Raw genomic sequence first — 26,973 nt, 5'->3', positions numbered from 1 at the left:
TGCAGAACAGGCCACTGACATCGGGTTTACCGCTTCAGACCGGCCCCGTTAGTTGCCGAACATAACGATACAACAACAGGAAAAGGTTCCACCCATGTTCAAGAAAACTCTAATAAGTCTTGCCGTGGCGTCTTCCCTTGGGCTGACTGGCTGTCTTAGTGACGCTGATGACGGGGGTAATGCTAATCCGGATTATCAGATTTCTAACCCTGATATCGATGGAAAAACCTGGCCGGTTTTCAATCCAGTTAAGAAAGAGCTTCCACTGCCTTCTGACCTGAACTTCGACCAAGTAGCAAAAGACGGCTCCTATGGAGTTGATGGCGACCTAACGAACCCGGTTATTGGTGCACTCAACAAAATGAGCGGAGCCTCTACAGTTGCACCTTCTGTTATTCGCTTTAGTGGCAAAATTGATGCTGACTCGGTGGATTCCCGTGCGTTCATCCTGACCGACCCTACCAATCCAGCCAGCGTTGCCCCCAACCCGAACCAAAACGTGTTCTTGATTGAACTTCAATACGCCAGTGAGGCGCCCGTACGCACCTTTTCGCTTGGTGAGCCGCCAACCATTCCTCTTGCGATTACTGCGCAAGTAGCCGGTGGAGCAAACCCCTTAGGCACTGGCACGGACCTTCAGGGTCGAAATCAGCAGGCTGCTGCGGGCTACCTCTACGGCTTGGCCGTGGCACCAGCATACGATCATGATGTTGTAGAACTCGATGGCGACTCAGCCATTCGCATTCGACCAAACAAGCCACTTAATCCAGGTAAGCGCTACATTATTGCTATTACCGATGGCGTAAAAGACGTTAATGGCGACCCCATTACTGGCGACCCGGTTTATCAGAACGTCCGCACCCCTAACGCGCCAGTAGGCACGCCGGCATTAAAATCGGTTCAATCCTTGGCAACAGGACTCTGGGAACCAGTCACCGAGAAATACTTTGGGCTGAACAACCAGTCCCGCGCCGGTTTCGGGCTTTCACCCCTTTCCAAAGACAACATCGCGCTGTCTTACAGCGTCACCACAAGCGATGACGTAAAAGTATTGAGCTATATTGCAAACCCGGCAAACTGGATTGCGGATCAAGTTAAAGCGAAAGTACAGGTGACAGAAGTAACACTTCGCGTAGCAGCGGCAAAAGTGTTTTCATCCCAAGTAACCGGAAAGCCTACTGGATTATCCCCAGCGATCTTCGGTCTACCAGAAACCGCGTCCGATGATCTGGTGAAGGCCGCTGTCATAATGGGACTAGGTAAAGACCCTGCAACCGAGGTTGTCGAACCATCCGACTTCCTGAATCCGGGAAATTCTGATCCAGCTTCGTTTGGCTTTGCAGACACCGCATATTATACAGCCGGTGCAGTTGGCAGCTTTAAGCCTAGTACTGATCTAAGTGAAGACCCAAAGCCAGGACTGGTACCATGCGATGCGGAACCCTATACCACACCTCTAGGGACCTTTACTGACCAGTTCCTGTGCGTTGGCACTTTACTGGAAGCCAGCCTAAAAGGCGGATTGGCTGCAACTCCATACTCACTTCCAGAGCCGCGTGGTGATCGTAACTATAGCCTTGGCACAGCAGCTGACGCTTTTGCCACATCAGCCGTTCTTACGTCACTTAATTTTGCTCCGGGTGATGTCTCTATCTACTCGAATGGCTCAATCGAATTGCCCCAGTACATCGCCGTACCGGATGCTACACAGACTGGTGCAACCTCTACCATCCGTACACTGAGCTGGCAGCCAGATGCGGCAGTAGCCGGAATCATTGGCGATGCGCTCAACGCCACTATTCCCCAAGAAGATCCGGCGGTTAGTACGGTTCTAAACTACAACTTCCCGTTCCCGAAAGAACAAGATGTAGTCACCGTACCTATGCTAACCATTACGCCAAGCGGGATGGATCCTACCGTTGCCGGATCGAACCTGATACCAGTAATTTTCCAGCATGGTATTACTACCGACCGCAGCGCAGCTCTGGCATTTGGTAGCCAGCTAGTAGCATCAGCGGCCGGAGCTGGTCTAAACTTGGCTGTATTTGCCATCGACCAGCCGCTGCATGGCGTTTCACCCGTCACCGTAGCTGAGAAAGAAGGTCTTGCGACTAAACTTCTTGTAGCAGGCGGCGCCCTGGATCCAGCTGATTTGGACCCACTGACGCCAGAAGCAGAAGGAACCATTGATGCAGCTGTTGCTGGAACACTCAAGTTTGGCACCGTGTTCAAAATACAGACTGAACTAGACCTTGCGAACCCGGCTGGTGCTCCAAATCTGGGAATTTCTGATCCGACTGACCCAGCACAACTGCAGGCTGCTATTGCGACGGTGCTAAGCGGGGGAGCTGGTGCCGCTGCCAAGGCAACACTTGAAGGCGCTATGCTCGTTGAGAAAACAGTTGCTAGCGCTGGAAGCACCATCCCTGGACTTGCACCTGCAAACACTTCTACAGGCTTCGTAGACGGCCAGGTTAACGAGCGTCACTATGGCTTCACCGCCGGCGCCGATGGCAACCCGGTTGCAATGGACTTTGGCCAGGGTTTCGGCAGCTCAGGGTCACTGTTCATCAACTTGACCAACTTCCCCAATACCCGAGATATTCTCAGGCAAGGTGCAGTTGATCTGATGAACCTGACCGCAACAATTAATGTAATGCCTGGTATTAACAACTCAATGGGCGTTACGTTTATTGGCCACTCGCTTGGAACCCTCAACGGCGGTGCATTTGTAGGTGCATCAACCGCCAGCGGGAATGCGGATCTACTAATTTCAGCAGCACACTTGTTGACTCCAGTAGCCGGAACCACTCGCCTTCTTGAGAACTCTCCAAGCTTTGCACCAACCATTCTTGGCGGGCTGCAACAAGCTGCTGGCTTGACTCAGGGAGATGCTGACCTCGAGACCTTCCTGAACGTAAACCAGGCGATGCTGGACTCAGTGGACCCCATCAACTTTGCAAATGAACTGGCCGTATCCAATACGGTACTTGCACAGGTTGAAGGTGACCGCACCACACCCAACGCAGCAGACGTGCGTTTTGGTGCAGACAATGGCCCGCTCAACATCACATTCCCGAATGGACTCACAGTCAAATCTCTACCCGCTCCGCTGACGGGCTCTGAGGCGCTAGCGGCATTGATGGGCGCAAGCTCTCTCACGCCAACAGAGGCTGTAACCGGTGGTGACTTACCAGCAATCACCCGCTATGCCAATGGGGTGCACGGCACGCCTGCACTGCCTCAGGAGGAGATTGCGAAGGCAGGAGATGTTCTGAAGGATCGTACGATTGCTCAAGGTGGCGAAGTAGTCGTCTCCGAAGGTGATGCTCAAGCAACCTTTGGTGCAATGATTCAGCAGACGCTTCAACTGATTGGATCACAAATGCCACAACCCTAGAGATCTAGCAGCTGAAATCGTTAACGGTTATCTGTGATGGCTGTTAATAAGTGAGAAAACCCTCGCCATTGGCGAGGGTTTTTTTGTAACTCAGGTATCGGCTTTATGGGCACTGCCCTACTTTAATAACTCATGCAGAAACAGGAACTCTGATTTCACCAATACAGCAGGCAATCAACCAAGCAATCTTGGATAATGATATCCCTGAATCCAGCTCCACGTCTCTATTGGTGTTTGCTGTGCTTGGACCTGAACGAAAAACCCCGGCATCGGTGCCGGGGTTTTTCGTATTGCTTGCGAGCATGGGATGCTCGAGGAGCTTTTAGTTTCTAATCGTTATTGTCCTGTTCGGAAGCAAGTTTGCTTCAATCTCATCTTCGGTAAACAACAGTTTACGGGCATCTTTCATGGAATAGCGCTGGCTCTGATCGATAAAGAAATCCGAATCAGAGTCCGTAGATTGGGAGTAACTGAGCAGACCATAAGCTTCAGGCCCCTGCTCCGTGAATTCCAAGCCAAAATGCCAGCTTGTACCACGAGCAATGAGCCAGCCTTCGCCGTTGTTAGCAGATAAGCCTGCAGCAACCCATGATTCTTTAGGAGTACCTACCTGCCCGACATATGCCGGCGTAACAACGCGCGGAATCCTGGTATCTTCAGCATAGGCATTATTAACAACACCAATCGCGTTGAATGCACCATCGATATTCCCGTCGCCACCGTGCCAAGCGATTCTTGCTGACGAAGCTGTGGCGTTTGCGGGATCCCCACCGGCTACAACACCACCAGATGGCTGATAATACTGCACATTGCCCAACTGACTATCCAATGCAATATTGGCATGGTTTAGTAGCACTACCGCGGCACCAAGAGACTGAAGCATTGGGTCATCTGCCGTCCCCAAATTTGTTATCGAAGGATCCGCTGGAGTGTTCACCGGGTCGACTGGGTCAAACTGCGTAGCCAAATCACCCTCAAACCCACTACGGTATATATCAACAAAGGCCCTGAATAGATGCGCGCCCTGACTTGTCAGATCATATGTACCATTCCAGCCGTTTAGAACGCCGCAAGCCGCATCCACGCTCTGAGTGCCAGGAGAACTAACAGCAGGTGCATCCGGCAGCAAACGCTGAGGCACGTTTACCGGGGTGGCACCAATCGCTGTGCAACGTGTTTTCAGTTCTGGCATAAATTGTTCTGCGTACCACGCCCGGTTATTCCAAATAGTATCAATCAGATCCCGCGCGTTGAACTTTCCATCAGCCCCAGCGGGTGGTTTGGCGCTCGCATCGAGCCCTGGGTCCGTTGGGTTCTGTAGCATTTTAATTCCGAGTCGAGTGCGAGGATTTAGCTCAGTCTCTTCATCGCCAAACATTTGGGAATAACCGGTCAGGAAGGCATCTGGGTTGGTTGCCCAGTAACTGCTGTTAGAGTTCTGAACCCAGTCAGTACGCTGCAGCATCGGCTTTTTGTCGAAAGGAACAAGCCCACCACACTGACCTTCTACCCAATCATCTCGGGACTTCGAACCGTCAAGCAAGGTGATCCCGGCTTCGAACAATGCGTTATACCCTGCGTCCGTGCGCTTAACCGCAACGACTGCCTCCGCAGCTTCCGAGAGATAAGGGACAGAGCTGCTGTCTATGTAGAATGCGTTACCTTCGTCATCCGCATAGGTACTGTTAACCCAAAGTGTGGAACCACAGTTGCGGAATACATTCTTAAACTCTTCCAGATTACTTGCGCGACTCATGCCCAGCCACGTTTCAAGCAGCTTTTTAGTATTCGTATTGGCATCACGATATGTGTAGGCAGCAGGCTTTTTATTAACCAGCCCTGTACCACCCCACGCGGGGAAAGCTGCATTCGCAAGGTTAGCAGCGAGCATCGGGCCATACTCTGAGAACCAGAATTCTCTTTTCATTACAACGGGCTGAGGACCACCCATATTCACCTCAATTTCGAAGGTTTTCGAGGTAATAGGCTTCTCAACACCATTTTTAATGTAGGTAAGTGGGTCTCCAGACTTTAACTCTAATTCGTACCATGTGAATCGCCGGCTTGTACTAACCGTATGGGACCAAGCGAGATGGTCATTAAAGTTAATTAGCGGAATGGCTGTGCCCATCAGTCCAGCGCCATTAATATTCAGGTATCCGGGTACCGTTAGATGTGCTTGGTATAAGCGGCGATGACCGGTATACGGGAAGTGGGGGTTCGCAAGCAGAGCCCCTTTCCCACCTGCAGTCAGTTCAGATCCGATTCCCCAAGCATTGCTGGCAAGTTCGGTTTCTGCGAACGTATCAATGCTCTCCACGTGCTTGCGCGCCGATGCAGCCACATTGAACCCATCACTTTGCCCTTTCGCATAGTTTCCTGCCAACACAGGCTGAGGTGAGGTAGTTGGCGGAACCCCCATATAGACCAAGCCTGTCGCAAACCTATCACCACTGGCGTACTGGCCAATTATTCTATAATGGGCGAGCAAATCTACCGGCTCAATCTGCTTAACCCATGGCTGCTCTCGACACTCAACAGGCAAATCTGAGGGAATTGTCTCGAGTACATACTGGTTATATCCGGCGGTGAAGCCATCAATTAACGCCTGGCTTTCTGGGCTCAGCTGGGGGTATTCAGTTTTTGCGCCACTCAGAATATCTTGGGCCTTGTAACTGAAATCATTAATGATATTAATGTTGCCTTGGCCCGGCCCAAAATACTTTGCTCTTTCACTCCTCGCCTTAACAATCGCCTCAGCCAACAAACATACATTATCCTGCGCCTGAGCATAGCCATGCCCGAACGCAGCGGACTTCAGATTGTCTGCCTTGATATGTGGCACACCTCCCTCTGTTCTCCGTATGGTTGCTTCCAACTTACCATCGGCCGGAAACAGGTTTGTGTCGAGAGGGGGCTCAGAGGGGCCAGATGATGAGCTGTTGCTATCAAAACAGCCTGTTAGCATCGTACTGCCTAACAGCACCAGCGCTGCGCCGCGCGTCACGCGCGCGACACGATTATTCCAGGTTTGCATAGTGTTACCCTTATAATTGTTAACTACGGGATTCGCCGTTACCGGCGACACTATTAAACCTAGCAGAAGCTACATAAAGCTGAACTTTAATTCAGACTGTTTAGTAACAAATCACACTTTATAATCACTTTCCTCCCAGTGGCTGCCCAATACGTGTCTTAGCCGCAGGCGTCTTCTCAAACTTAATCGGAAACCCAATCTGCCGCTGCAGTGTGCCATCGCCCCGATCAACGCCAATCACCATATCCCTGGCTTTTAACTGAGGATGTTCAGCCGCCTCAGCAATACTCAAAACCGGCTCCACACAGGCATCCACGTCGGCAAAAATGGCCTGCCATTGCTTCAGCGTCTTCTGCAGAATCTTTTCACTCAGTGCAGCTTTAAACTTTACCTGGTGCTCCGGGTTCTGGCTCAGGGCAAAGCTCTTCATCTCCGCCAGCTCAAGAATGTCGCAAAGCCTTGCGGAGAACTGTGGCTCCAGGCTTCCTACTGAGAGCCACCGGCCGTCCTGGGTTTTGTAGTAGTCATAGAAAGAGCCACCATTCAGCATGGCGCCCTCGGGCTTCTGCTCCTGGCCGCCAGCCAGGTTAGCGGCACCAGCCATGCCGTTGAGTGCGAAGGCGGCGTCGGTCATGCTGATATCAACAAACTGCCCTTCTCCGGTTTGCTGGCGATGGATCACTGCGGCAAGTATGCCCATAACGGCGTGGTGAGAGCCGCCAGCTACGTCGGCAATCTGGATACCCATTGGTGGGGGGCCGCCTTCTTCGCGGCCGCAATGGCTGCTCACGCCGGCTATGGAGAGGTAGTTTATGTCGTGCCCTGCCCGATCTTTGTACGGGCCTGTCTGGCCATAGCCGGTGATGGCACAGTAAATAAGCTTGGGATTGATGGCTTTCAGGGTTTCATAGCCAATGCCCAGCCGGTCCATAACGCCGGGGCGAAACTGTTCGATCACTATGTCGTAATCCTTCACCAGTTCCAGAATCTTTTCTTTGCTGCCTTCTTTTTTCAGGTTGAGCGCCAGCGACTGCTTGCCCCGATTTAGGAATGCATGGGCTGTACTTACGCCCGCATCGTGAGGTGGCATCACTCGGGTAAGGTCAACCCTGTCTGGCGCCTCAACTCTCAACACTTCCGCGCCCATGTCTGCCAAAAGCATGGTGGCGTATGGCCCCGGCAACAGTGTGCTGAAGTCCAGAATTCTCATTGAGGTCAAAGGACCTGCCATGGTGCTCTCCTTGTGAGTAATGCGTTTATAAGGCTCGCCTCATGCTGCACGGTTTTGCCATTGGGGCCAACCGCCGGTTACGCCATTACAATTAGCCAATTCTTACAACGGCTTCGGTTGCATTGTGGCTTGGGGGTTTTATGATGGGTCTGGTTCTTATGGAATGGCGAAATTAATGTCTGATCTGACTGTTTCACGGCACTTTGTGCAGGCTGCCCTGTCGGGCGCTGAACGCTTGGGGCTTAATACCGGAGACATGCTCCGCGATGCAGGCATATCACCTGATCTTTTGCGCATTGAGATGGCCCGGGTCAATAGCGATCAATTCAGTTCGCTACTACAGATTGCCTGGTCCCGCATGGATGATGAGTTTCTGGGTATGGGGCCACGGCGAGCCCGGGCCGGCACCTTTGCCACCATGTGTGCGCTGGTTATCGACTGCCCTACCCTTGAGGCAGTTTATCGCCGCGCGTATCAGTTCTCCCGGCTGTTTGATCCCATGGCCACAATGGAGTTGGAAACTTTTGGTCAGAAAGCGCAACTGGTGTCCCGCATTGAAGGCGAGATTCACGACCCCGACTATTTTCTGCGTGAGAGCATTCTGGTTATCTGGCACCGCTTGGGCAGCTGGCTGGTAGGCCAACCGGTAGAGCTGGAAAAAGCCGAGTTTAACTATCCCCGGCCCGCTCATGGCGATGAATACCGCCATATCTTCCATTGTCCCCTGGAATTTGATTCTGACCGCACAGCGCTGACGTTTGATAAACGCTTTCTATCGGCACCGGTGATAAGAGACAAGCCGGAGATACTGCAATTCCTGAAAACCTCACCCGCAGACCTTCTGTCCCGTCCGGACGAGAGCAATACTTTCACCGGCAAGATCAGGGCACTCATCGGCAGGGATTTTTCAAAGCCACTGCCCGATTTCGAGTGGATTGCCAGCGAACTGCATACCAGCCCACAAACACTGCGCCGCAGACTGAAGCAGGAAAACACATCGTTTCAGGAGATAAAGGATTTATTGCGCAGGGATATGGCGATTTACTATTTAAGCCGGCAGGAACTGTCTATTAACGATATTGCAGAAAAAGTCGGGTTCACAGAGCCCTCAACGTTTCACCGGGCTTTCAAGAAATGGACAGGGGTTACCCCGGGCGCCTATCGTGAAGGCGAGCGGGGCAACCTCAAAACCCAAAACTAGGAGCCAGAAGGGGCCTGCAGGTTGCGAATCAGCCGCCCCAGAGTCTGGGCAACCTCTTCTGCCTGGCTGCGGTTCGGTGAAAGCTGGAACAAGCGAGAGCCGTCGCGTGGATCATACACCCAGCAGGTCGCCAGGGCCGTGTCACACCGCCACTCCACCTGAGGGTTGACGCCATACACCGGAATCTGGCCGGCTACCCGTGTAGCGCCGCCAGAGTTATTGCGCTTAATTTCCTGATAGGCGATTGAATCTGCACTGATGCTCACGCGGTATTCAATATCCGCCGGCCGATCAAGCCGCACAATGGCCTGATCCTGCCGCCATCCGGCAACTCCCAAAAGGCTGTTGAGGTGCAACACCAAAGCTTCGCGGTCCGTATCGGCCAGATACAGTTTGCGCAGAGATTCAAGTCGCTTATCCCCAGCCGGCTCAATCACTGCTATTTTAGCCTCGCCTTCAATTTGAGGGGTCAGCGCTTTTTCTTTTCGTGCCCGTTCAATATCAGTGATCAGTTTCAGAGCGCTTTGGTAATGACTGCCTTCAGCTCCGGCTTTAGTTACGTAACCTTCCAGTGCCGCCTGCGCCTCATTGAAATGCGAAGACTGAAGCATCACCCTGCCACGGTAGTAAAAATAATCAGCGGGCTTTTCTGCATCCAGCAACTGTAAGCGATTGAGATACTCACTCGCCTCAGCCCAGTTTTCAGCGGTCACTGCTTCTTCAGTGGCCAGCATCAGGCGACGGGTTTCGTGCTCCGGTGCCAGTGCCGCAGCCTGCCCTGCCAGCAAGGCCGAGGCGAGAATCGCCACCTTGGCCAGCTGCCGACCTTTAAATGCGAAGGCCAGTAGACCGCTATTCCCAAAACATACTGCCATGGTACTTACTCCTGATCGTTATCTGCACCAACTGCCTGATTTTCCGAACCCGGCTCTTCGCGGGGCGCTTCCTGCTCAAAATCCACCTCAGCCTGATTCATGATGACCTTCGGCAGTTCTTTTTTCACCCGCACACCCAGCTCCACAAACCGGTTGGCTTGGGAAACGAGGTTACCCCGGCCTCTGGTGAGCGTGTTCATGGCCGAATCGTAGGTAACCTGAGCAGTATGCAGTTGCCCGCCAAGGCGCTCCATGGCTTCTACGAATACTCTGAGTTTGTCATAAACCGCGCCTGCGCGCTCTGCTATCAAGCGAGCATTCTGGCTCTGCCGCTCATAACGCCAGATATTTTCAACCGTGCGCAGGGTAGCCAACAGCGTTGTCGGAGTTACTACAATAATCTTTCGCTCGAAGGCTTCTGAGAAAAGGTTCTCGTCCTGCTGAAAAGCTGCCACAAAAGCCGGTTCAATGGGCATAAAAAGAAAAACAAAGTCCGGCGAGTGCAGGCCGCCCAATTGGCTATAGTCTTTTTCGCTCAGAGTGCGAATATGGGTACGCACCGCTGCCACGTGCTCTTTAAGAGCTTGCTCTCGAGCGCTATCGTCTTCTTCCGTGGCCCACGTTTGATACGCCACCAATGAGACCTTGGAATCAATCACCAAATTACGACTATCCGGAAGGTGTACAACCACGTCTGGCCGGAGCAATTGGTTATCTGCATCGCGGTAACTGCCCTGGGTGTCGTACTCAATACCTTTACGCAGCCCGGATTTTTCCAGAACCCGCTCCAGAATCAACTCGCCCCAGTTGCCCTGGATCTTCTTATCCCCCTTAAGCGCCCGAGTAAGGTTGGCGGCCTCCTCGGTAATCTGCCTGTTAAGATCCTGCAGGGATTTGATTTCACTGCGAAGCGCTTGTCGGTCCCGGGTTTCGGTGGTGTAGACATCTTCCACACGCTTCCGAAAGTCCTGCAACTGATCCCGAAAAGGGTTTAGCAGCGAGTCCATGCTGGTGCGGGTTTGCTGGGTGAAACGCTCACTTTTTTGTTCGAAAATCCGATTGGCAAGATTTTCAAACTCCTGTTTCAGAGCGTCCCGGTTGCGTTCCAGCAACGCAAGCTTCTCTGTCGCTGATCGCCGCTCCTCTTTCAGCACAACTTGTTGCTCACGCAGTAACGCACGGGCTTCACCCAACTCACTGCCGAGGGAGTCAATTTTCACTTGCTGGCTTTGTCGCTCCTCTAAAAGCTCTTCAATCCTTCGACTGTGCGCCGCCACATCAGATTGCAGGCCAGCCGCCCTGTTTTCCGCTCTTGCCTTCGCCATAAGCCCGACAATAACAACCAGAGTTGCGAACAGCAGAGCAACCAATGCAACCAACATCTCTGGCCGGGTCACTACAAATTCACTGGCGGCCTCGAGCACAGGTAAAGCTCCTCTGGTGGATTCAATATTTGTTCGGATTAACGTGAGCTTACCCACGCATTACATTCTATAGGAACGCAATGACCTTTTCGCCGATGGTTTTTGCCGTGAGGCACATGCACGGCCTGCATCACGACTGTTTGGCAATTTGGTAATGCACTCGAATCCGACTATGGACGCGGCCCGTAATATCCACTAAAAGAGTATATATCGCTCAAAACCGGTGGATTACACTTTTTTAACCGCCTCTTGGATCGATACCGAACCAAACTGGATCATCTATCATGCTCAAAGAACTCTGGCGAAAGCTGGGCGCTGATTTTCGACAGACCGAGTGCTCTTACACTGAGTGCGGGGAAAACGATCCTGACTTTTATGGCTCGGGCGATTTCAGGTTGTTGCCTCACATCACCCACACCGGCGAGTTCCACCTTGAACGCCTTACCCTCTTGCTCAAGAGCCGGTATGGCAAAAGCCCTGAAACATCTGATGCCGGGTCTGACGATGCCATTCGCGATTTAATTGTTTTCGCTGCACGGATTCAGGATCAGGATATTCAAAAAGAACTGCTTCTTTTTTACCTCAACTGCTCTCCGGTGATTCAGGAATATTTGCGTTCCGATGAGGTTCTGGGTACCAGCCACTTTCTATTCCGCTAAACAGTAAAAAGAGCGGATAGAGAACCCGCCTTAACCAACTGTAAAGCAAATACACACGTCAGTTGCTGTATACTCCTGCCCCGGATCTTCTCCGTTATTCTTTTTTATGACTGTCACATCTAGCGTATTCCAAGTGTGATCAGCAACCGGCTCAGGGGTTTTTAATGCGTTCTAAACAATTGCGAGCTGGTCTATCGACGTTATCCGTTGTGGTTCTGGCAGGCACAGTTCTGCTGACGGGTTGCTCGGCAGACAGGTATTTCATGGTGCCAAAATCCGATCTTGGCGATCTCAACACCTCCGTTCAGACCCAGCGCGCGACACTGGTGACCATGGAAAACAACGCAACGATTCGCCACGACAAGATTCTGGAACAGAACGAAGTCGCAACACAGAAAGTGCTGGAAGCCATTGCGACGCAAGTTGCCAAACCCTCTTGTCCACCCATCCCGGCTCAGAAGGCCTGCCCAGCTACCGATAGATCAAAAGGCAGGGCTGATCGGCTCAAAGGGAAAGTGATCGTTGGCGAAGTAGAGAACTTTTTTCTGGCCGGGCCCGGGCTGATCTACAAAGCGCGCATCGATAGCGGCGCTGAAACATCGTCCATCGATGCACGCAACATTACCCGCTTCGAGCGGGACGGCAGCAATTGGGTTCGCTTTGATGTTCCGGTTCCCGGCGCGAAAGACTTCGTTACCCTGGAAAAAGAAATCTCCCGGCGCGTAAAAGTAATTCAGGCCAGTGCAGATGGTGCGGAAAGGCGCGTAGTGGTCGAGCTTCAGTTCTCCATAGGCGACCATCAACAGGTAGCAGAATTTACGCTATCAGATCGGAGCAACCTCACTTACCAGGCACTCGTTGGCCGCAATGTTCTCCGGGATGTCATGCTGATTGATGTCGGCAAGGAGTACGTAACGGAACTGCCTGAGTCCATCCGCACAGACAATGACAACGGGAAATAATCGTGAATAGCCCCTCCCGCCTACCGTTTTATATTGCTGTTTTCCTGCTTATTGCTGCAGGCATTTCACTTGCCATTTGGCGCCACGCAGAACTGGGGATTCCCTGGCTCACCGGGGAGCAGCATCCCGTCTGGATGGTTGAAGCCCGGGTTGACTTTAATGGGTCAAATCAACCAATCGTGGCAAGCTTGAATGTACCCGAGCACCCACCCGGATTCCGAATTCTGACTGAGCAAGCTGCATCCCCGGGGTACGGATTTTCAATTATAGATAAAGCTGGCAGCCGGCGCGCTGAGTGGACAAAGCGCGAAGTGGCTGGCCCGCAAACCTTGTACTTCAAAGCACAATTCATACCCGACCCAGGTGCAGAGCAAACTCCTCCTGCCCAGCCACCAAAAACCCGACGTTTGTTCTGGGAAGAACCCCAAGCCACTGCTGTACGGGAAATCCTGGCCCAGGCAGAAGCACGCTCAAGTACGCCAGAGAGCATGACGCGAGAGCTGATCCGGTTGATGCAACCAGATACCCGCGTTCAAAACACAACGCTTCTCGTGTCGGAAGAAAACTATCTGCAACTGCTGGTTAACATGCTTAACCATTCCGGGATTCCTGCTCGCACGGCCGATGGCCTGAAGCTTGAGGATGCCCGGCGCCGGCAGCAGCTAACGCCTTTCCTACAGATATATAACGGCGAAAAATGGCTTACTTTGAACCCGAAAACTGCAGCCCAGGGTATCCCCGAAGACCTCCTGCTCTGGCGGCAGGGCTCTGAATCCCTGCTTGATGTTGTTGGCGGTGACAATTCCGAAATCAGTTTCTCCATACTTCGGCAAACCATCCCGGCGCTTCAACTTTCAGCCATGCAATCCGATGGCAATGGCTTGGGCTTCCTGAGTTTCTACGAACTCCCTATTGAAGAGCAGAGCATGTTCCGCATGCTTCTGCTGCTGCCGCTCGGGGCGCTTGTCGTTGCGTTTATGCGTATTGTTATCGGCATTCGCACATCAGGCACGTTCATGCCCGTGTTGATAGCAGTTGCCTTTGTTCAAACCACCCTCGTCCCTGGCCTCGTGGCTTTCCTCTCAGTGGTTGCCATTGGCCTGGCCATGCGCGGATACCTGTCCAGTTTGAACCTGCTTCTCGTATCGCGAATATCAGCCCTGATTATCCTTGTTATCTTCATAACTGCCGGCCTGAGTATTTTTGGTTATCAAATGGGCTTCAACACAGGCATGACGGTAACCTTCTTCCCGATGGTCATCATCGCATGGACTATCGAGCGCATGTCCATTCTCTGGGAAGAGGAAGGCGGCCAGGAGGTTCTGGTCCAAGGCTCTGGCAGTCTTTTTGTTGCTATTTGCGCCTACTTACTGATGAGCGCGCCCTTGGCGGGCCACCTGACATTCAACTTCCCGGAACTGCACTTTTCGATTTTGGGACTGATTCTCTTGATGGGCCAATATACCGGTTACAAGCTCAGCGAACTCAGACGCTTTACTCCAATGAAGGTCTACGACTGATATGGACTGGATCTCTCCGCGCGCACTGAACCGTTTGGGCATGCTGAACATGAACCGGCGCAACGTGGACTACATTGCCCGCTATAACGAGCGCTCGTCCTATCCGCTGGTAGACAACAAACTCAAAACGAAGCTGGCGGTTGCCGAGTATGATGTGAAAACGCCAAAGCTGCTGCAGGTTGTGAAGCAGCAGCACGAGATTTCTCGCTTCCGGGAAATGGCGGAAGGGCTTGCAGGTTTCGCCATCAAGCCTGCGAAGGGATCTGGCGGCAAAGGTATTACGGTGATCACAGGCCGGGACGGAGATAGCTTTGTAAAGGCCTCCGGTGCAAGAGTGGGCGCCTCGGTACTTGAACGGCACCTGACCAACATTCTGGCTGGCCTATACTCACTTGCGGGCACGCCGGATGTAGCGATTGTTGAAGATCTGGTGGAATCTGCCCCATCGCTGGCTCGCTATTCACACCAAGGCGTACCTGACATACGCATAATCGTATTCCAGGGCTACCCGGTGATGGCTATGCTGCGCCTTGCAACAACCGACTCTGATGGCAAAGCAAACCTGCACCAAGGTGCAGTGGGTGTAGGATTGGATCTGGGTACAGGAAAAAGCCTGAACGCGGTGCAATTCAACCGCCCCATTACACTACACCCCGATACTGGCTTGCCCCTCGAAAACATCCAAATTGAAGCTTGGGATGAAATGCTGGAGATGGCTTCACGCTGCTTCGAGGCAACAGGGCTGGGCTACATGGGCGTTGACCTTGTAGTGGACGCTCAGCATGGGCCACAACTCCTTGAACTGAATGCACGGCCAGGCTTGGCTATCCAGATGGCCAATGGCCGCGGTTTGCTACCCAGGCTGCGCGCTGTTGAGCGTCTCAAGCGCCCTCACTTCACACCCAAAGAGCGCGCGAACTACGCCATGAAAAACTTCGCAAGCCTTTGAGCTGAATATAACGAACATAAAAAAACGGAGCCTTGGCTCCGTTTTTTTATGCGTCACTTCCTATGACATCTCACCTCGTGCAATCAACAGCTTGCGCTCATGAGCCAGGCCTTTCAACAAGCCCCAAGTCATGATCAGAAGGATCACGGTGAACGGTAGGCCCGCACTCACTGCAGACGCCTGGATAGCGCTCAGCGCATCCGCGCCGCCACCGAAGATCAGTGCCGCTGCAATGGCACCTTCCATAATCACCCAAAATACACGCTGCGCGGTAGGTGCGTCGGTTTTGCCACCCGCCGTGATGCTGTCGATAACCAGCGAGCCAGAATCCGATGAGGTGATAAAGAACACCAGCACCAGAACAATGCCAACAAACGACAGGATCTCAGTCAGCGGAAGGTTTGCAAACATCTGGAACATCGCCAGGGACACTTCTGTGATGCCATCTTCTGCCAGCGCGCCAATGCCCTGATCAATCTGTTCAAGCGCCGCACCACCAAAGGAGCTCATCCACACTGCGGTAATAACCGTAGGGATGATCAGAACTGCCGTTACAAATTCACGAACCGTGCGGCCTTTCGAAACACGTGCGATAAACATACCTACGAATGGTGACCAGGAAATCCACCATGCCCAATAAAACACAGTCCAGCCACGCATCCAGGCCTCATCGTCACGGCCAAATGGGTTACTGAAAGCTACGACATTGCTCACATAACTGGAGCTGGTTGCCCAAAGGTTTTCCAGGATACTCATGGTGGGGCCGGCAAAAATAACGAAGAACAAAAGAATGCCCGCCAGCGCCATGTTGATGTTACTCAGTACTTTTACGCCGCCGTCGAGGCCACGCAGAACCGACAACAACGCGACAGCGGTTACGCCCACAATAATCGCCATTTGAACGTTGATGCCGGAGCCCATACCAAACAAGTAGTTAAGGCCCGAAGCGGCTTGCTGTGCACCAAAGCCAAGCGACGTTGCCAAGCCAAATATAGTGGCGACAACCGCCAAGGTATCGATGATATGCCCAGGCCAGCCCCACACCTTGTCTTTTAAAAGAGGGAAGAACGCGGAACGAATAGTCAGCGGCATGTTCTTGTTGTACGCAAAGAAGGCCAGGGAAAGCGCAACAATAGAGTAAACGGCCCAAGGGTGAAGACCCCAATGGTACATAGTGCCGCCCATGGCCAGCTTACGCGCCTCTGGCGTGTTTGCTTCCACTCCAAACGGCGTACCAAACCAGTCAGTGTAATAAGCGACAGGTTCCGCCACAGCCCAGAACATCAGACCAATGCCCATGCCTGCTGCAAACAGCATTGAAAACCAGGAGATGGTAGAAAAGTCAGGCTTGGCATCCATACCGCCCAAGCGGATCTTACCCACCGGCATAAAGATCAGTGCAATACACACAATCACAAATACGTTGGCGCTTAGCAAAAAGAACCAATCGAAGTTTTCGATGATGCTGTCCTTTGTGCCAACCAGCAGCTCATTCGCCGCTGTGGGGAACATGAGTGTCCCCACTACAAACAGCACAACCAGTATTGCCGTAATCGGGAATACCGGTGCGTGCAGATCCAGCCCGAATGGTCTTACGTTATCCTGGCCGGCTACGTAATCCGTTTGATACTCGTCTTTAACTACGTCGCCCACGTGATGGCGCCTCCTGATTTTTGAATTTAGTATCCGAAATTCGTCATAATCTGGATTCAAATGTTACAGGCGCGCCATATTAATGTTTTGAGCTCAAAACATCAAAGCGCTCTCAATTCCCTTTTTGAGCATAGACCAAACACGGAGCTTTAAAGAAGAAACTTAAACAACCAACTATAAGTTAACCACCGCATCGATATACTGGTTGCCAATCGAATGGTGCACATCCTTCACAGCATTTACTGAGCCGAGTGAGAAATTCATGGAGAAAACAACCACATTCCCAATGCGGTACTCAGCCTACGTTTTGAGTATTGCAGGTTTCATTTTTTCGCTGGCTCTGAGCCTGCATTTTCAAGCGGGTTACATTTTCCCCGGCATCTTCGGTGCCCTGACCATTCTTGGCACCTACGACTTATTGCAAAAGAAGCACACCATCAGCCGCAACTACCCCATCATGGTGCACTTTCGCTACCTGTTCGAATCCATAGGGCCCGAAATTCGCCAGTACTTCATCCAGTCCGATAATGATGAGCAGCCGTTTTCAAGGGACCAGCGCGCACTCATCTATCAGCGAGCTAAAAACGTGCTGGACAAGCGCCCTTTTGGCTCCCAGCTGAAAATGTATGAAGATGGTTTTGAATGGATAAACCACTCACTGAAGCCTTCAACAATCGTCGATAGCAACTTCCGAGTTCAGATTGGCTCGCGCTGCGCCAAGCCATACAGCGCAAGTGTTTTCAATATCTCTGCCATGAGCTTTGGCTCGCTTTCGGCAAATGCAATTCTGAGCCTGAACACAGGCGCAAAAATGGGCGACTTCTACCACGACACAGGTGAAGGTTCTATCTCCCGCTATCATAAAGCGCCCGGGGGCGACCTGGTCTGGGAGATCGGTTCTGGCTACTTCGGCTGCCGGAACAAGGATGGCTCATTCAGCCCTGACCAATTCGCACTAAATGCGACGCTCGATCAAGTAAAAATGATAGAGGTCAAACTATCTCAGGGTGCAAAACCCGGCCACGGTGGCATTCTACCTGGCGCGAAAGTGACACCGGAAATCGCAGAAGCCCGAGGCGTTTCCGTAGGTGAGGACTGCATTTCGCCCGCCGAACATTCAGCTTTTTCAACACCCATCGAAATGCTTGAATTTCTGGACCAGCTCCGCGAACTGTCTGGAGGCAAACCGGTAGGCTTCAAACTGGCTATCGGGCACCCATGGGAGTGGTTTGCCATTGTTAAAGCCATGCTGGAGACCGGGCGCAAACCCGATTTCATTGTTATAGACGGCGGCGAAGGCGGTACCGGTGCTGCACCACTGGAGTTCATCAATCGTATAGGCACGCCCCTGACAGAGGCCCTCCTTCTGGTGCATAACACATTGGTGGGCACCAACCTCAGGGAAGATATCGCCATTGGGGCTGCCGGGAAAATCACTTCTGCCTTCAATATCGCGCGCACTCTGGCCCTGGGCGCCGACTGGTGCAACTCGGCCCGTGGCTACATGTTTTCGCTAGGCTGCATCCAGGCCCTGAATTGCCATACCGGTCGCTGCCCCAGCGGTGTCGCCACTCAAGACCCCAGACGAAGCAGCAAGCTGGATGTAGAAGATAAAAGCAAGAGGGTATACAACTTTCATAAAAACACCCTGGATGCGCTGCAAAACATGCTGCAAGCGTCAGGTCTGCGCCACCCTGGAGAGCTTGGGCCGGAACACATTGTCCGCCGGGTATCGAAAACGAGAGTGCACTCATACATCGACCTGTTTCCGTTCCTGGCACCCGGGGCGCTGCTAGAGGGTAAAACCGGCATGGCAGTCTTCGATAAATACTGGGCTGCATCAAATCCGGATAGCTTTGATCCGCCCGAGTTCGTGCAACAGCTCAGGGAAACCAAGCTACGCTAGAAATTCAGATGCGATTTATGCGATGCCTGTTTATTTTCATTCCGGGCTAGTGTAGACTTCGCTCCCGCTAAGCCACTGAGATTCCTCTTTAAGTCTCTTTGGCGCACGTCATCAAAGCTGGGCTTTGAAAAGATAGTAATTAGCGAATCGGGGCGTAGCGCAGCTTGGTAGCGCACTTGCATGGGGTGCAAGGGGTCGTAGGTTCAAATCCTACCGTCCCGACCAAAATTCCCTAAAAAATCCAATCACTTAGCGGTGATTGGATTTTTTTATGTCTGCTTACCCCGGACAGACTCATTTTTTGCCCCACCTTTCCAGCACCCCACCAGCTCGTCTAGCTAGCCTCGTGGCATCCACACATCACACAAACGGGTTACTCCCGCCATCCGCTCTGGGAATTTTGACATCGGACTGCTAGATTCAACTGGCTACACTCTGAACCTGCCGGCTCAAAGGAAATGATTGGGGGCGACCAGTAGATGCAAAATGTATTAGTTATCGAAGACCATGAAGTAACCAGGGAATGGCTCGTCGGTTTGGCTCAAGACGTCTTCCCCACTTCCAGCATTCATCAATCCGGTACTCTGGAGCAAGCTTACAGCTGGCTTTCAGACAACTCGGCGCACCTGGCTATTGTTGATCTAAGCTTACCAGACGGTAGCGGAACGGATCTCTTGCGACACTTCAAACTCCACTCACCCGACACCTATCTTGTAGTAGCAACCATCTTCGATGATGACAAACACTTGTTCGAAGCCCTGCGAGCCGGCGCAAATGGCTACCTTCTGAAAGACCAGTCCAGCAAAGCCATCATCGATAGCCTGTCTGGCATAGCCGCCGGTTCACCGCCTTTGTCGCCAGCCGTATCCCGAAGACTGCTAAGACAGTTCCAGCAGCCCGAAGATAACGAAGGAGCCGTTGCCCTTTCCGAGCGCGAGAAAGAAGTTCTGTTTTTACTGGCAAAAGGCTTTGGGCGCAGTGACATCGCGGAGTTTCTGGGGGTTTCAGTGAATACGGTGGCCAGCCACATCAAGGCTATTTACCGCAAACTCAATGTCTCTGGAAGAGCGGAGGCAACACTCGAAGCCGTAAGAATGGGGCTTATCCCGGGTATTTAACACCAAAGTTGCTAACTGCTATGTTTGACCGTATCCAAGCCCCTATCCCTCTGATGCTGTCTGGCGCGGTAGCGTCTCTGATACTCGTAGCCTTTGCTACCTATATAGCTTGCCAAACACCTTGGCTGGGCCTGGATTTAAGTTACGATGAGAGCCAACAACTACCGCAGATTGAGGTCGTTCACAGCCCAGCCAGTAACCTGCATTTACAAGTCGGCGACCACCTCACATCCATGAGCGTTGAGAATTCCACCGATGCCGTCAGCCTCAAAGGTTTCCGATTGCATGTGGAACCACCAAGCCACGCAAACTATGCAGAGCACAATGCCCTGCTGAAACGTGAAGAGGAGGTTGCATCCCTATTAAAGCACGAGAAGGTTTGGGTAACGACCGAGGCTGGCAATACCACTGAACTAACCGTTTTGCCTGAGCGCCCTATAGCAACACTGGGCTATGAGTTTTGGCTCTTTAACCTGTTCGGTTTGATTGCCTGGAATGTCAGCTTGGCGGTTTGGGCTATTCGCCCCCGCGAAACCGCGGCACGATTGCTGTGCGCATCCGGCGCAGGCTTTTTCTTCGCTACCTTATTTAATAGCATCTATCTATCCAGAGAGATCGCCCTTGCTCAAGATCTGTTTCTGGTATTCACAAGGGCAAACCATCTAGGGCTTGCCATCATGCTGTTCAGTCTCCTTGCCTTGATGGCTTATTACCCCAGACGGATCTCGCGGCCTTCTCCTGCAATTTATTTGATACCGCTCTTTATTTTCTACCAAGCAAACGAAACCTTTCAGTGGATTGAATGGCCCCTTCACACCTATTACCTGCCCGTTTTGCTGCTGTATCTGGCCGGGATAGTTGTTGCGGTCTATCAATGGCGAATGTCAGCCGAGGTCCCACTGGATAGAGCGGCCTTGAAGTGGATGCTGGTCTCCATTTTCATCATCATGGGGCTGGGATTGGCAATCTACTTCCTGCCTCTTGTTCTATTCGGAGAAGCGGCCTTTCCGCAGTGGGCAATGGTCGGAACGGCCAGCCTCCTCTACATCGGTTTCGCTTTCGGTATAGTCAGGTATCGGTTGTTTGATGTAGACCGCTGGTGGCTTGCCATCTGGGCTTGGTTTCTTGCAGGGCTGGCCATCGTTGTTGTTGATTTCGCCCTGATCAGCATCATCAACATTCACCCAAGCGCCGCCCTGGCAATTGCCGTGATAGCAGTTGGCTGGATTTACTTCCCTTTAAGGCAAATAGCCTGGGAAAAGCTTCACCCGGATGCCCCAGACCCAGACGATCTACTCACCTCACAAGTTGAGCGGATTGTTCAAGCTATGCCACCGCAGCGCACAGATCATTCCTGGATGCGGCTTTTGATAGATGCTTACAAGCCCGCAAACACCAACATCAGCAGCCAGAAAACTGAATCTGTCAGCCTGCATGACAACGGAGCAGTAATGGTCGTGCCCCTACTCCTTACGGTGGGCGCTGTTCACCTCACACTTCCAAACCACGGGCGCCGGCTATTTTCGCTCAAAGACAGGAAGCACACAGAAGGGCTGCTGGTTATTGCAAAACGCATTCTTGCAGCACATGAAGGCGAACGAATTGCCGTTCAGCAAGAGCGCGAGCGCATTGTGAGGGATCTGCACGACAACGTTGGCGGCCACTTGCTAACCCTTCTGCGACGCGCCCCCTCAAAAGAGTTTGAACAGCCAGCACACAAAGCGCTGAAAGCACTTCGGGAATCCATGCGAATACTGGATGGCAACCCACTTCAGGATTTAACGGTATGCCTGCAAGATATGAAAGCGGAAGTAGAAGAGAAGCTGATCGACACCAACATAGCACTATCCTGGCGACAGTCCCTGAACGATGACTCTCTGGAAATAACCATGCGCCAGGCAATCAACATTAACCACATCCTATCGGAAGCGGTTAACAACGCTGTAGAGCACGCAGACTCGAATCACATCCAAATCCGGTTTGAAATCGACGATAAAGGCTTAGCACTCACGATTGTTAATGATGGTGCCACACGAATAAACCCTGAAACAAAGCTTATGCGGGGAAGAGGTCTCAACAACATGTCAGTGCGCACCACTGAACTTGGTGGGCATTTTGAGTTCAGTATTGAAAACGGGTTCGCCACCATGCTGTCCGCCGTTCCTCTTAATTCCCGGTAAAATTTCTTAAGCACCCCCCTAGCATATTCTTAATCGATCTAACCAGATGATTTTATATTCTTTCTGGATTTGTTCTGGATTTGATAGATTACACGCCATCACATCATTTGGTTTAGGGGATTGTCATGCCAAGTAAACTCAAGGGCCTGCTCACCGGCCTTGCGCTGAGCGCTTCACTTTTTGCACAACCGGCGTTGTCCGCCGACCGTGAGCTGCTTAACACCTCCTATGACATTGCCCGGGAACTGTTTGCTGCTTACAACGTGCACTTCAGCAAGTACTGGGAAGACAAAACCGGTGAAACCCTTGAAGTCAGCCAGTCCCATGCCGGTTCCTCCAAGCAGGCACAGGCCATCATCCAGGGTTTGAAAGCAGACGTAGCAACTTTCAATCAGGTTACCGACATCGATATCCTGCACGCCCGCGGCGGCCTGATTCCAGAGAACTGGGCCGAGCGTCTGCCGAATAACAGTTCGCCCTACTATTCCACCATGGCGTTCTTGGTTCGTAAGGGCAACCCGAAAAACATTCAAAACTGGGACGATCTGATTAAAGAAGATGTTGCCCTGGTTATGCCCAACCCCAAAACCTCAGGCAACGGCCGTTACACCTATCTGGCTGCCCTTGGTTATGCCCAAGACCGCTTTGGCGACGATCAGACGAAAATTGATAGCTTTCTGCAGGATTTCCTTTCTCATGTAAAGGTGTTCGACAGCGGCGGTCGCGGTGCAACCACCACTTTTATCGAACGTGAGATTGGTGATGTACTTCTGACATTTGAGTCCGAAGTACTGAATCTGGCTGACCGCTACGAGAATGGTGAGTACGAAGTTGTAACGCCAAAGGTAAGTTTTTTGGCTGAGTTTCCGGTTACCTGGATCGACGAATACGTAAAGCAGAATAAAACCGAGGATCTTGCAAAAGCGTATCTGGAGCACCTGTACAGTGAAGACGCCCAGCGCCTGCTGGCCGGATTCAACTACCGGGTTCACAACGAGACGGTAAAGCAGGAAACGTCGGACCGCTTTCCAGAAGTAAAACTTCTGCCCATCGACGCCATTGCTGGCAGCTGGGAAAACGCCACTAAAGAGCACTTTGCCAGTGGTGGCAAACTCGACCAACTGCAACGCCGGCGGTAATTGATGTCCACGGCTAACCAGGCCGGCGCTGCAGTCTCTCAGCGCTGGCCACGGATCGGAAACCGCAGCAAGCGGGTACTACCGGGGTTCGGTTTGAGCCTCGGTATTTCGCTTTTATTTATCAGCCTTATCTTGATGCTGCCACTCACCGGACTGGTGATGGAAGTGTCTGCCATGAGCTTCGACCAGTTCTGGTTCGTAATCACTGATCCACGGGTCGTTGCGTCATACAAAGTCACTGCATTTTCAGCACTGGCCGCCTCACTGTTTAACGGCATCTTCGGGTTGCTTCTTGCCTGGGTTCTGGTGCGTTATGAATTCCCGGGAAAGCGACTGATTGATGCGGTCGTTGACTTACCGTTTGCTCTGCCTACTGCGGTAGCCGGCATCGTTCTCGCCACACTGTTTGCAGAGAATGGCTGGTACGGACAGTGGCTGAGTAAGCTGGGAATTGAAGTTGCCTTTACGCCTGTAGGTATCATTGTAGCCATGGCGTTCACTAGCCTGCCGTTTGTGGTGCGCACAGTACAGCCGGTTCTTGAAGAACTCGCCCCTGAAGACGAAGAGGCAGCGGTTAGCCTGGGCGCGAGCGATGGCTTGGTATTTCGTCGGGTAATCTTCCCTTCCCTATGGCCAGCACTGCTGACCGGTGTGGCCTTGTCTTTTACCCGCAGCCTTGGTGAATTCGGTGCCGTTATCTTTATTGCAGGCAACATGCCTTACGTGAGCGAAGTCACCAGCCTGATGATTTTTGTACGCTTGCAGGAATACGACTATGCAGCAGCCAGCGCCATTGCTTCAGTGATATTGCTGGTATCTCTAGTGATGCTGTTTGCTATCACCCTTTGGCAGGCTCGCTATCTCAAACGCATAGAGGGACGCTAATTACATGAATAGCCCCCATTCTTCCCGCCATCGCCGTGTTGGTGATAGCCCGCTTGTTAAGTGGCTACTTATCAGTATTGCCGTTGCCACCGCAGTTGCGCTGCTTATTGTGCCGCTGATCGTAATATTTTTTGAAGCTTTGGGTGCAGGCTGGGGAACCTTGGCAGATAATCTGTCCGACCAATACACGCTACACGCCATTGGCTTAACGCTGTTTGTGGCGGCCCTTACAGTGCCCCTCAACTTGATTTTCGGCACCGCACTGGCATGGCTGGTAACTCGCTTTCGCTTCCCGGGCCGCAAGCTGCTGATCACTTTAATTGATATTCCGTTTGCAGTATCACCGGTTGTAGCAGGCCTACTTTACCTGCTGCTTTACGGTCGCAATGGGTGGGTTGGCAGCTGGCTGACGGATTACGACATGCAGCTGATGTTCTCGTGGCCCGGCATTGTGATGGTTACTGTGTTTGTGACCTGCCCCTTCGTTGCCCGCGAGTTGATACCGCTCATGCAACAACAAGGCAGCGAGGAAGAAGAAGCCGGTGTAGTGCTCGGGGCTTCCGGCTGGAGGATATTCCGCACAATCACGCTCCCCAACATCAAATGGGCACTGATTTACGGCGTGGTACTCACTAACGCGCGGGCGGTGGGCGAGTTTGGTGCTGTATCGGTAGTGTCCGGGAATATCCGCGGGCAAACCAACACGCTCCCCCTGCATGTTGAGCTTTTGTACCAGGATTACAATATTGTTGGCGCTTTTGCGAGCGCCTCGCTACTGGCCGGCATTGCGGTATTTACGCTGGCTGTTAAAGGGTTCGTGGAATGGCGACAGACGCGCACTCTGAATCGTCTGCAAACAGAGGAGGCAGCGTAGTGACTATCACTGTGGATGGCATCAACAAGCGCTTTGGTAAATTTCAGGCACTGAACAACGTCTCCCTGGATATTCCTGAAGGCAAACTGACCGCATTACTGGGCCCCTCTGGCTCTGGGAAAACAACCCTGTTGCGCATTATTGCCGGTCTTGAGTCTGCCGATAGTGGAAGAGTCAGTTTCTCGGGCAAGGATGTAACGAAGCTGCACGTACGTGACCGCAACATAGGTTTTGTGTTCCAACATTACGCCCTGTTCCGGCACATGACCGTTGCACAGAACATAGCGTTTGGCCTGGATTCGCTGCCGCGCAAACAGCGTCCATCCAAAGCAGACATTCAAAAGCGCGTTGGCGAACTGCTGGAAATGATTCAATTGCCCCATTTGGCTAATCGCTTCCCTGCTCAACTCTCTGGCGGTCAAAAACAGCGCGTAGCCCTTGCCCGATCCATAGCAACGCGACCCAAAATTCTACTTTTGGACGAACCATTTGGTGCACTGGATGCCAAGGTGCGTAAAGACCTGCGGCGCTGGCTGCGCAACTTGCACGATGAATTCCATTTCACCAGCATCTTTGTCACCCATGATCAGGAAGAAGCTTTGGAGCTATCAGATCAGGTGGTAGTAATGAGCCAGGGCAATGTTGAGCAGGTTAACGAACCTACCGAACTATACGCCCGCCCGGATAGCCGCTTCGTGTTCGATTTTCTTGGGCAGGTAAACGTGTTGTCTGGTGAAGTTAAACACAGCCGTTTAACCCAGGGAAGCGCGTGGGTTACCATCCCGGGCATCGAACACCAAGGCAACGCGCAGCTCTATCTGCGGCCCCATGAAGTACGCTTGGCCACAGCGCCTGCCGCACACGCCAATCTACCATTGCGTATCGAGGCTGTTAGCCTGATTGGCTCCGAAGTGCGCGTTGAGTTGCGCCCGGAAGGCTGGGAAAGTGAAGGGTCTGATAACATATGGGAAGTTGGCATCAGCCACGCAGAGTTCAACCAACAACGCCCTACTCGCGGCGATCTGCGATATGCGGTGCCAGAGGTTGGGCACTTGTTTACCGGCAAAGACACTCAGCCGGTAACTGTTAACTGGGATGAGGCTGATTTGTCACCCAGAATTCGCCTGATCAACTGAGCACCCTGGGCAGCTCCGGGCTAAACCTCCGGGGCGCTTGTTGTTTTAGCCTGAGACGTCAATCTTGCCTCGGCCTCTTCGTCCACGATAGGCAGACTGTCGCAAGGCTGAATGCAAGGCACAAAAAAGCCGAAGTGATGGACATCGCTTCGGCTTTTTTTTACGAACACACTCTATTTTACTGGGGCGTTGAGCACGTCCAGAACGTCTTCCAGTTCCGTAATCATTTGACGGATAAGCTGCTTGTACTGGGTTGTGTCATCTTTCACTTCATGGCTACTTAGCTTCTGCTTCGCACCACCGATGGTGTAACCCTGTTCGTACAGCAAGCTGCGTATCTGCCTGATGGTTATTACATCAGCACGCTGATAGTAGCGGCGATTACCGCGGCGCTTGACCGGCGACAACTGCGGAAACTCTTGCTCCCAATAGCGCAGCACGTGTGCCTTAACCGCACACAGCTCGGCTACTTCACCGATCGTAAAATAGCGCTTCCCGGGAATCGTGGGGAGTTCGTTGTTATGACTGGGTTCCAACATACGCTTCTACTTTTTGTTTCAGTTTCTGTCCCGGGCGGAATGTAACAACACGCCGTGCGCTTATCGGAATCTCTTCACCGGTCTTGGGGTTTCGGCCAGGTCGCTGCTTCTTGTCTCGCAGATCAAAGTTACCGAAACCCGACAGTTTTACCTGTTCGTTATGGCTGAGTGCGCCTCTGATCTCATCGAAGAAAGCTTCCACCATTTCCTTGGCTTCGCGTTTGTTCAGACCCAATTCTTCGTACAAGCGCTCGGCCATTTCCGCTTTCGTCAAAGCCGCCATGT

At 52.4% G+C, this 26,973-nt stretch carries 20 protein-coding genes and 1 tRNA gene; 14 read left to right on the top strand and 7 right to left on the bottom strand.

All coding sequences use genetic code 11. From position 1 onward, the window contains the following. The first annotated feature begins 94 nt into the window (after positions 1–94). Positions 95–3,400 (top strand): hypothetical protein, encoded by a 3,306-nt coding sequence (locus tag Q0824_RS11015; RefSeq protein WP_298450286.1) that lies wholly within the window; start codon positions 95–97, stop codon positions 3,398–3,400. 322 nt (positions 3,401–3,722) lie between these two features. Here the strand turns inward: Q0824_RS11015 and Q0824_RS11010 are convergent, their stop codons facing one another. Further along, positions 3,723–6,437: a penicillin acylase family protein gene (locus Q0824_RS11010; RefSeq protein WP_298450284.1), complete on the bottom strand. Its 2,715-nt coding sequence runs from the start codon at positions 6,435–6,437 to the stop codon at positions 3,723–3,725. Positions 6,438–6,561: 124 nt separating this feature from the next. Beyond that, the gene (locus Q0824_RS11005) at positions 6,562–7,668 is read right to left on the bottom strand and encodes a CaiB/BaiF CoA-transferase family protein (protein ID WP_298450282.1); all 1,107 of its coding nucleotides are present in this window, start codon (positions 7,666–7,668) and stop codon (positions 6,562–6,564) included. Positions 7,669–7,843: 175 nt separating this feature from the next. Here Q0824_RS11005 and Q0824_RS11000 point away from each other — a divergent pair, with 175 nt between their 5' ends. Continuing rightward, positions 7,844–8,869, top strand: coding sequence for an AraC family transcriptional regulator (locus Q0824_RS11000; RefSeq protein ID WP_298450280.1), 1,026 nt, complete (start codon positions 7,844–7,846; stop codon positions 8,867–8,869). Here Q0824_RS11000 and Q0824_RS10995 read toward each other — a convergent pair. Together Q0824_RS10995 and rmuC are read right to left on the bottom strand one after the other, a co-directional pair. Further along, positions 8,866–9,744, bottom strand: coding sequence for a hypothetical protein (locus Q0824_RS10995; protein ID WP_298450279.1), 879 nt, complete (start codon positions 9,742–9,744; stop codon positions 8,866–8,868). The two genes, Q0824_RS11000 and Q0824_RS10995, sit on opposite strands and share 4 nt — an antisense overlap. A gap of 5 nt (positions 9,745–9,749) precedes the next feature. Beyond that, positions 9,750–11,168, bottom strand: coding sequence for a DNA recombination protein RmuC (rmuC, locus tag Q0824_RS10990; protein ID WP_298450278.1), 1,419 nt, complete (start codon positions 11,166–11,168; stop codon positions 9,750–9,752). 284 nt (positions 11,169–11,452) lie between these two features. Here rmuC and Q0824_RS10985 point away from each other — a divergent pair, with 284 nt between their 5' ends. The 4 genes from Q0824_RS10985 to Q0824_RS10970 all read left to right on the top strand — a co-directional run bounded on the left by Q0824_RS10985 (position 11,453) and on the right by Q0824_RS10970 (position 15,258). After that, on the top strand, positions 11,453–11,827 hold the full coding sequence (locus Q0824_RS10985) for a hypothetical protein (RefSeq protein WP_298450277.1): 375 nt from the start codon (positions 11,453–11,455) through the stop codon (positions 11,825–11,827). Positions 11,828–12,090: 263 nt separating this feature from the next. After that, positions 12,091–12,789 (top strand): RimK/LysX family protein, encoded by a 699-nt coding sequence (locus Q0824_RS10980; RefSeq protein ID WP_298450518.1) that lies wholly within the window; start codon positions 12,091–12,093, stop codon positions 12,787–12,789. Between the two features lie 2 nt (positions 12,790–12,791). Beyond that, the gene (locus tag Q0824_RS10975; RefSeq protein ID WP_298450276.1) at positions 12,792–14,309 is read left to right on the top strand and encodes an inactive transglutaminase family protein; all 1,518 of its coding nucleotides are present in this window, start codon (positions 12,792–12,794) and stop codon (positions 14,307–14,309) included. A 1-nt stretch (position 14,310) separates the two neighbouring features. Continuing rightward, positions 14,311–15,258: an alpha-L-glutamate ligase-like protein gene (locus Q0824_RS10970; RefSeq protein ID WP_298450274.1), complete on the top strand. Its 948-nt coding sequence runs from the start codon at positions 14,311–14,313 to the stop codon at positions 15,256–15,258. Between the two features lie 60 nt (positions 15,259–15,318). Here Q0824_RS10970 and Q0824_RS10965 read toward each other — a convergent pair whose 3' ends face one another. Next, positions 15,319–16,911: a BCCT family transporter gene (locus Q0824_RS10965; RefSeq protein WP_298450272.1), complete on the bottom strand. Its 1,593-nt coding sequence runs from the start codon at positions 16,909–16,911 to the stop codon at positions 15,319–15,321. Between the two features lie 262 nt (positions 16,912–17,173). Here Q0824_RS10965 and Q0824_RS10960 point away from each other — a divergent pair, with 262 nt between their 5' ends. The 8 genes from Q0824_RS10960 to cysA all read left to right on the top strand — a co-directional run bounded on the left by Q0824_RS10960 (position 17,174) and on the right by cysA (position 26,149). After that, positions 17,174–18,817 (top strand): FMN-binding glutamate synthase family protein, encoded by a 1,644-nt coding sequence (locus Q0824_RS10960; protein WP_298450270.1) that lies wholly within the window; start codon positions 17,174–17,176, stop codon positions 18,815–18,817. A 148-nt stretch (positions 18,818–18,965) separates the two neighbouring features. Next, positions 18,966–19,042: transfer RNA gene (locus tag Q0824_RS10955), tRNA-Pro, on the top strand. Positions 19,043–19,296: 254 nt separating this feature from the next. Beyond that, positions 19,297–19,935 carry a response regulator transcription factor gene (locus Q0824_RS10950; protein ID WP_298450268.1) on the top strand — a complete coding sequence of 213 codons (639 nt, stop codon included), beginning with the start codon at positions 19,297–19,299 and terminating at the stop codon, positions 19,933–19,935. Positions 19,936–19,955: 20 nt separating this feature from the next. After that, on the top strand, positions 19,956–22,115 hold the full coding sequence (locus tag Q0824_RS10945; RefSeq protein ID WP_298450265.1) for an ATP-binding protein: 2,160 nt from the start codon (positions 19,956–19,958) through the stop codon (positions 22,113–22,115). A 125-nt stretch (positions 22,116–22,240) separates the two neighbouring features. Next, entirely contained in the window at positions 22,241–23,254 is a 1,014-nt protein-coding gene (gene cysP, locus Q0824_RS10940; protein WP_298450264.1) for a thiosulfate ABC transporter substrate-binding protein CysP, read from the top strand. Positions 23,255–23,257: 3 nt separating this feature from the next. Continuing rightward, the gene (gene cysT / locus Q0824_RS10935) at positions 23,258–24,139 is read left to right on the top strand and encodes a sulfate/thiosulfate ABC transporter permease CysT (protein ID WP_298450263.1); all 882 of its coding nucleotides are present in this window, start codon (positions 23,258–23,260) and stop codon (positions 24,137–24,139) included. A gap of 4 nt (positions 24,140–24,143) precedes the next feature. Continuing rightward, positions 24,144–25,013 (top strand): sulfate ABC transporter permease subunit CysW, encoded by an 870-nt coding sequence (gene cysW, locus Q0824_RS10930; protein WP_298450261.1) that lies wholly within the window; start codon positions 24,144–24,146, stop codon positions 25,011–25,013. Next, complete coding sequence (gene cysA / locus Q0824_RS10925) at positions 25,013–26,149, top strand: sulfate ABC transporter ATP-binding protein (RefSeq protein WP_298450259.1); 1,137 nt, start codon at positions 25,013–25,015, stop codon at positions 26,147–26,149. The genes cysW and cysA overlap by 1 nt, the downstream gene beginning before the upstream one ends. Before the next feature lie 173 nt (positions 26,150–26,322). Here cysA and Q0824_RS10920 read toward each other — a convergent pair whose 3' ends face one another. Continuing rightward, a complete protein-coding gene (locus tag Q0824_RS10920; RefSeq protein ID WP_200203768.1) occupies positions 26,323–26,688 on the bottom strand; it encodes a MerR family transcriptional regulator in 366 nt (121 codons plus the stop codon). Next, entirely contained in the window at positions 26,669–26,971 is a 303-nt protein-coding gene (ihfA, locus tag Q0824_RS10915; RefSeq protein ID WP_071264800.1) for an integration host factor subunit alpha, read from the bottom strand. The genes Q0824_RS10920 and ihfA overlap by 20 nt, the downstream gene beginning before the upstream one ends. Between the last annotated feature and the right edge of the window lie 2 nt (positions 26,972–26,973).

Origin of the sequence: uncultured Marinobacter sp. (assembly GCF_947488835.1) — a bacterium.
GTDB lineage: Bacteria > Pseudomonadota > Gammaproteobacteria > Pseudomonadales > Oleiphilaceae > Marinobacter.
The sequence above is the reverse complement of the archived record's forward strand: the minus strand, read 5'-3'. Positions and strand labels throughout refer to the sequence as shown.

What these genes read in the sequence shown, in the direction of transcription:
- cysT (WP_298450263.1), top strand. Translation starts at nt 23,258, where the DNA reads ATGTCCACGGCTAACCAGGCCGGCGCTGCAGTCTCTCAGCGCTGGCCA.
- Q0824_RS10995 (WP_298450279.1), bottom strand. Translation starts at nt 9,744, where the DNA reads ATGGCAGTATGTTTTGGGAATAGCGGTCTACTGGCCTTCGCATTTAAA.
- Q0824_RS11010 (WP_298450284.1), bottom strand. Translation starts at nt 6,437, where the DNA reads ATGCAAACCTGGAATAATCGTGTCGCGCGCGTGACGCGCGGCGCAGCG.
- ihfA (WP_071264800.1), bottom strand. Translation starts at nt 26,971, where the DNA reads ATGGCGGCTTTGACGAAAGCGGAAATGGCCGAGCGCTTGTACGAAGAA.
- cysW (WP_298450261.1), top strand. Translation starts at nt 24,144, where the DNA reads ATGAATAGCCCCCATTCTTCCCGCCATCGCCGTGTTGGTGATAGCCCG.
- Q0824_RS10960 (WP_298450270.1), top strand. Translation starts at nt 17,174, where the DNA reads ATGGAGAAAACAACCACATTCCCAATGCGGTACTCAGCCTACGTTTTG.
- Q0824_RS10980 (WP_298450518.1), top strand. Translation starts at nt 12,091, where the DNA reads ATGGTGCCAAAATCCGATCTTGGCGATCTCAACACCTCCGTTCAGACC.
- cysP (WP_298450264.1), top strand. Translation starts at nt 22,241, where the DNA reads ATGCCAAGTAAACTCAAGGGCCTGCTCACCGGCCTTGCGCTGAGCGCT.
- Q0824_RS10950 (WP_298450268.1), top strand. Translation starts at nt 19,297, where the DNA reads ATGCAAAATGTATTAGTTATCGAAGACCATGAAGTAACCAGGGAATGG.
- Q0824_RS11015 (WP_298450286.1), top strand. Translation starts at nt 95, where the DNA reads ATGTTCAAGAAAACTCTAATAAGTCTTGCCGTGGCGTCTTCCCTTGGG.
- Q0824_RS10920 (WP_200203768.1), bottom strand. Translation starts at nt 26,688, where the DNA reads ATGTTGGAACCCAGTCATAACAACGAACTCCCCACGATTCCCGGGAAG.
- Q0824_RS10985 (WP_298450277.1), top strand. Translation starts at nt 11,453, where the DNA reads ATGCTCAAAGAACTCTGGCGAAAGCTGGGCGCTGATTTTCGACAGACC.
- Q0824_RS10945 (WP_298450265.1), top strand. Translation starts at nt 19,956, where the DNA reads ATGTTTGACCGTATCCAAGCCCCTATCCCTCTGATGCTGTCTGGCGCG.
- Q0824_RS10970 (WP_298450274.1), top strand. Translation starts at nt 14,311, where the DNA reads ATGGACTGGATCTCTCCGCGCGCACTGAACCGTTTGGGCATGCTGAAC.
- Q0824_RS11005 (WP_298450282.1), bottom strand. Translation starts at nt 7,668, where the DNA reads ATGGCAGGTCCTTTGACCTCAATGAGAATTCTGGACTTCAGCACACTG.
- Q0824_RS11000 (WP_298450280.1), top strand. Translation starts at nt 7,844, where the DNA reads ATGTCTGATCTGACTGTTTCACGGCACTTTGTGCAGGCTGCCCTGTCG.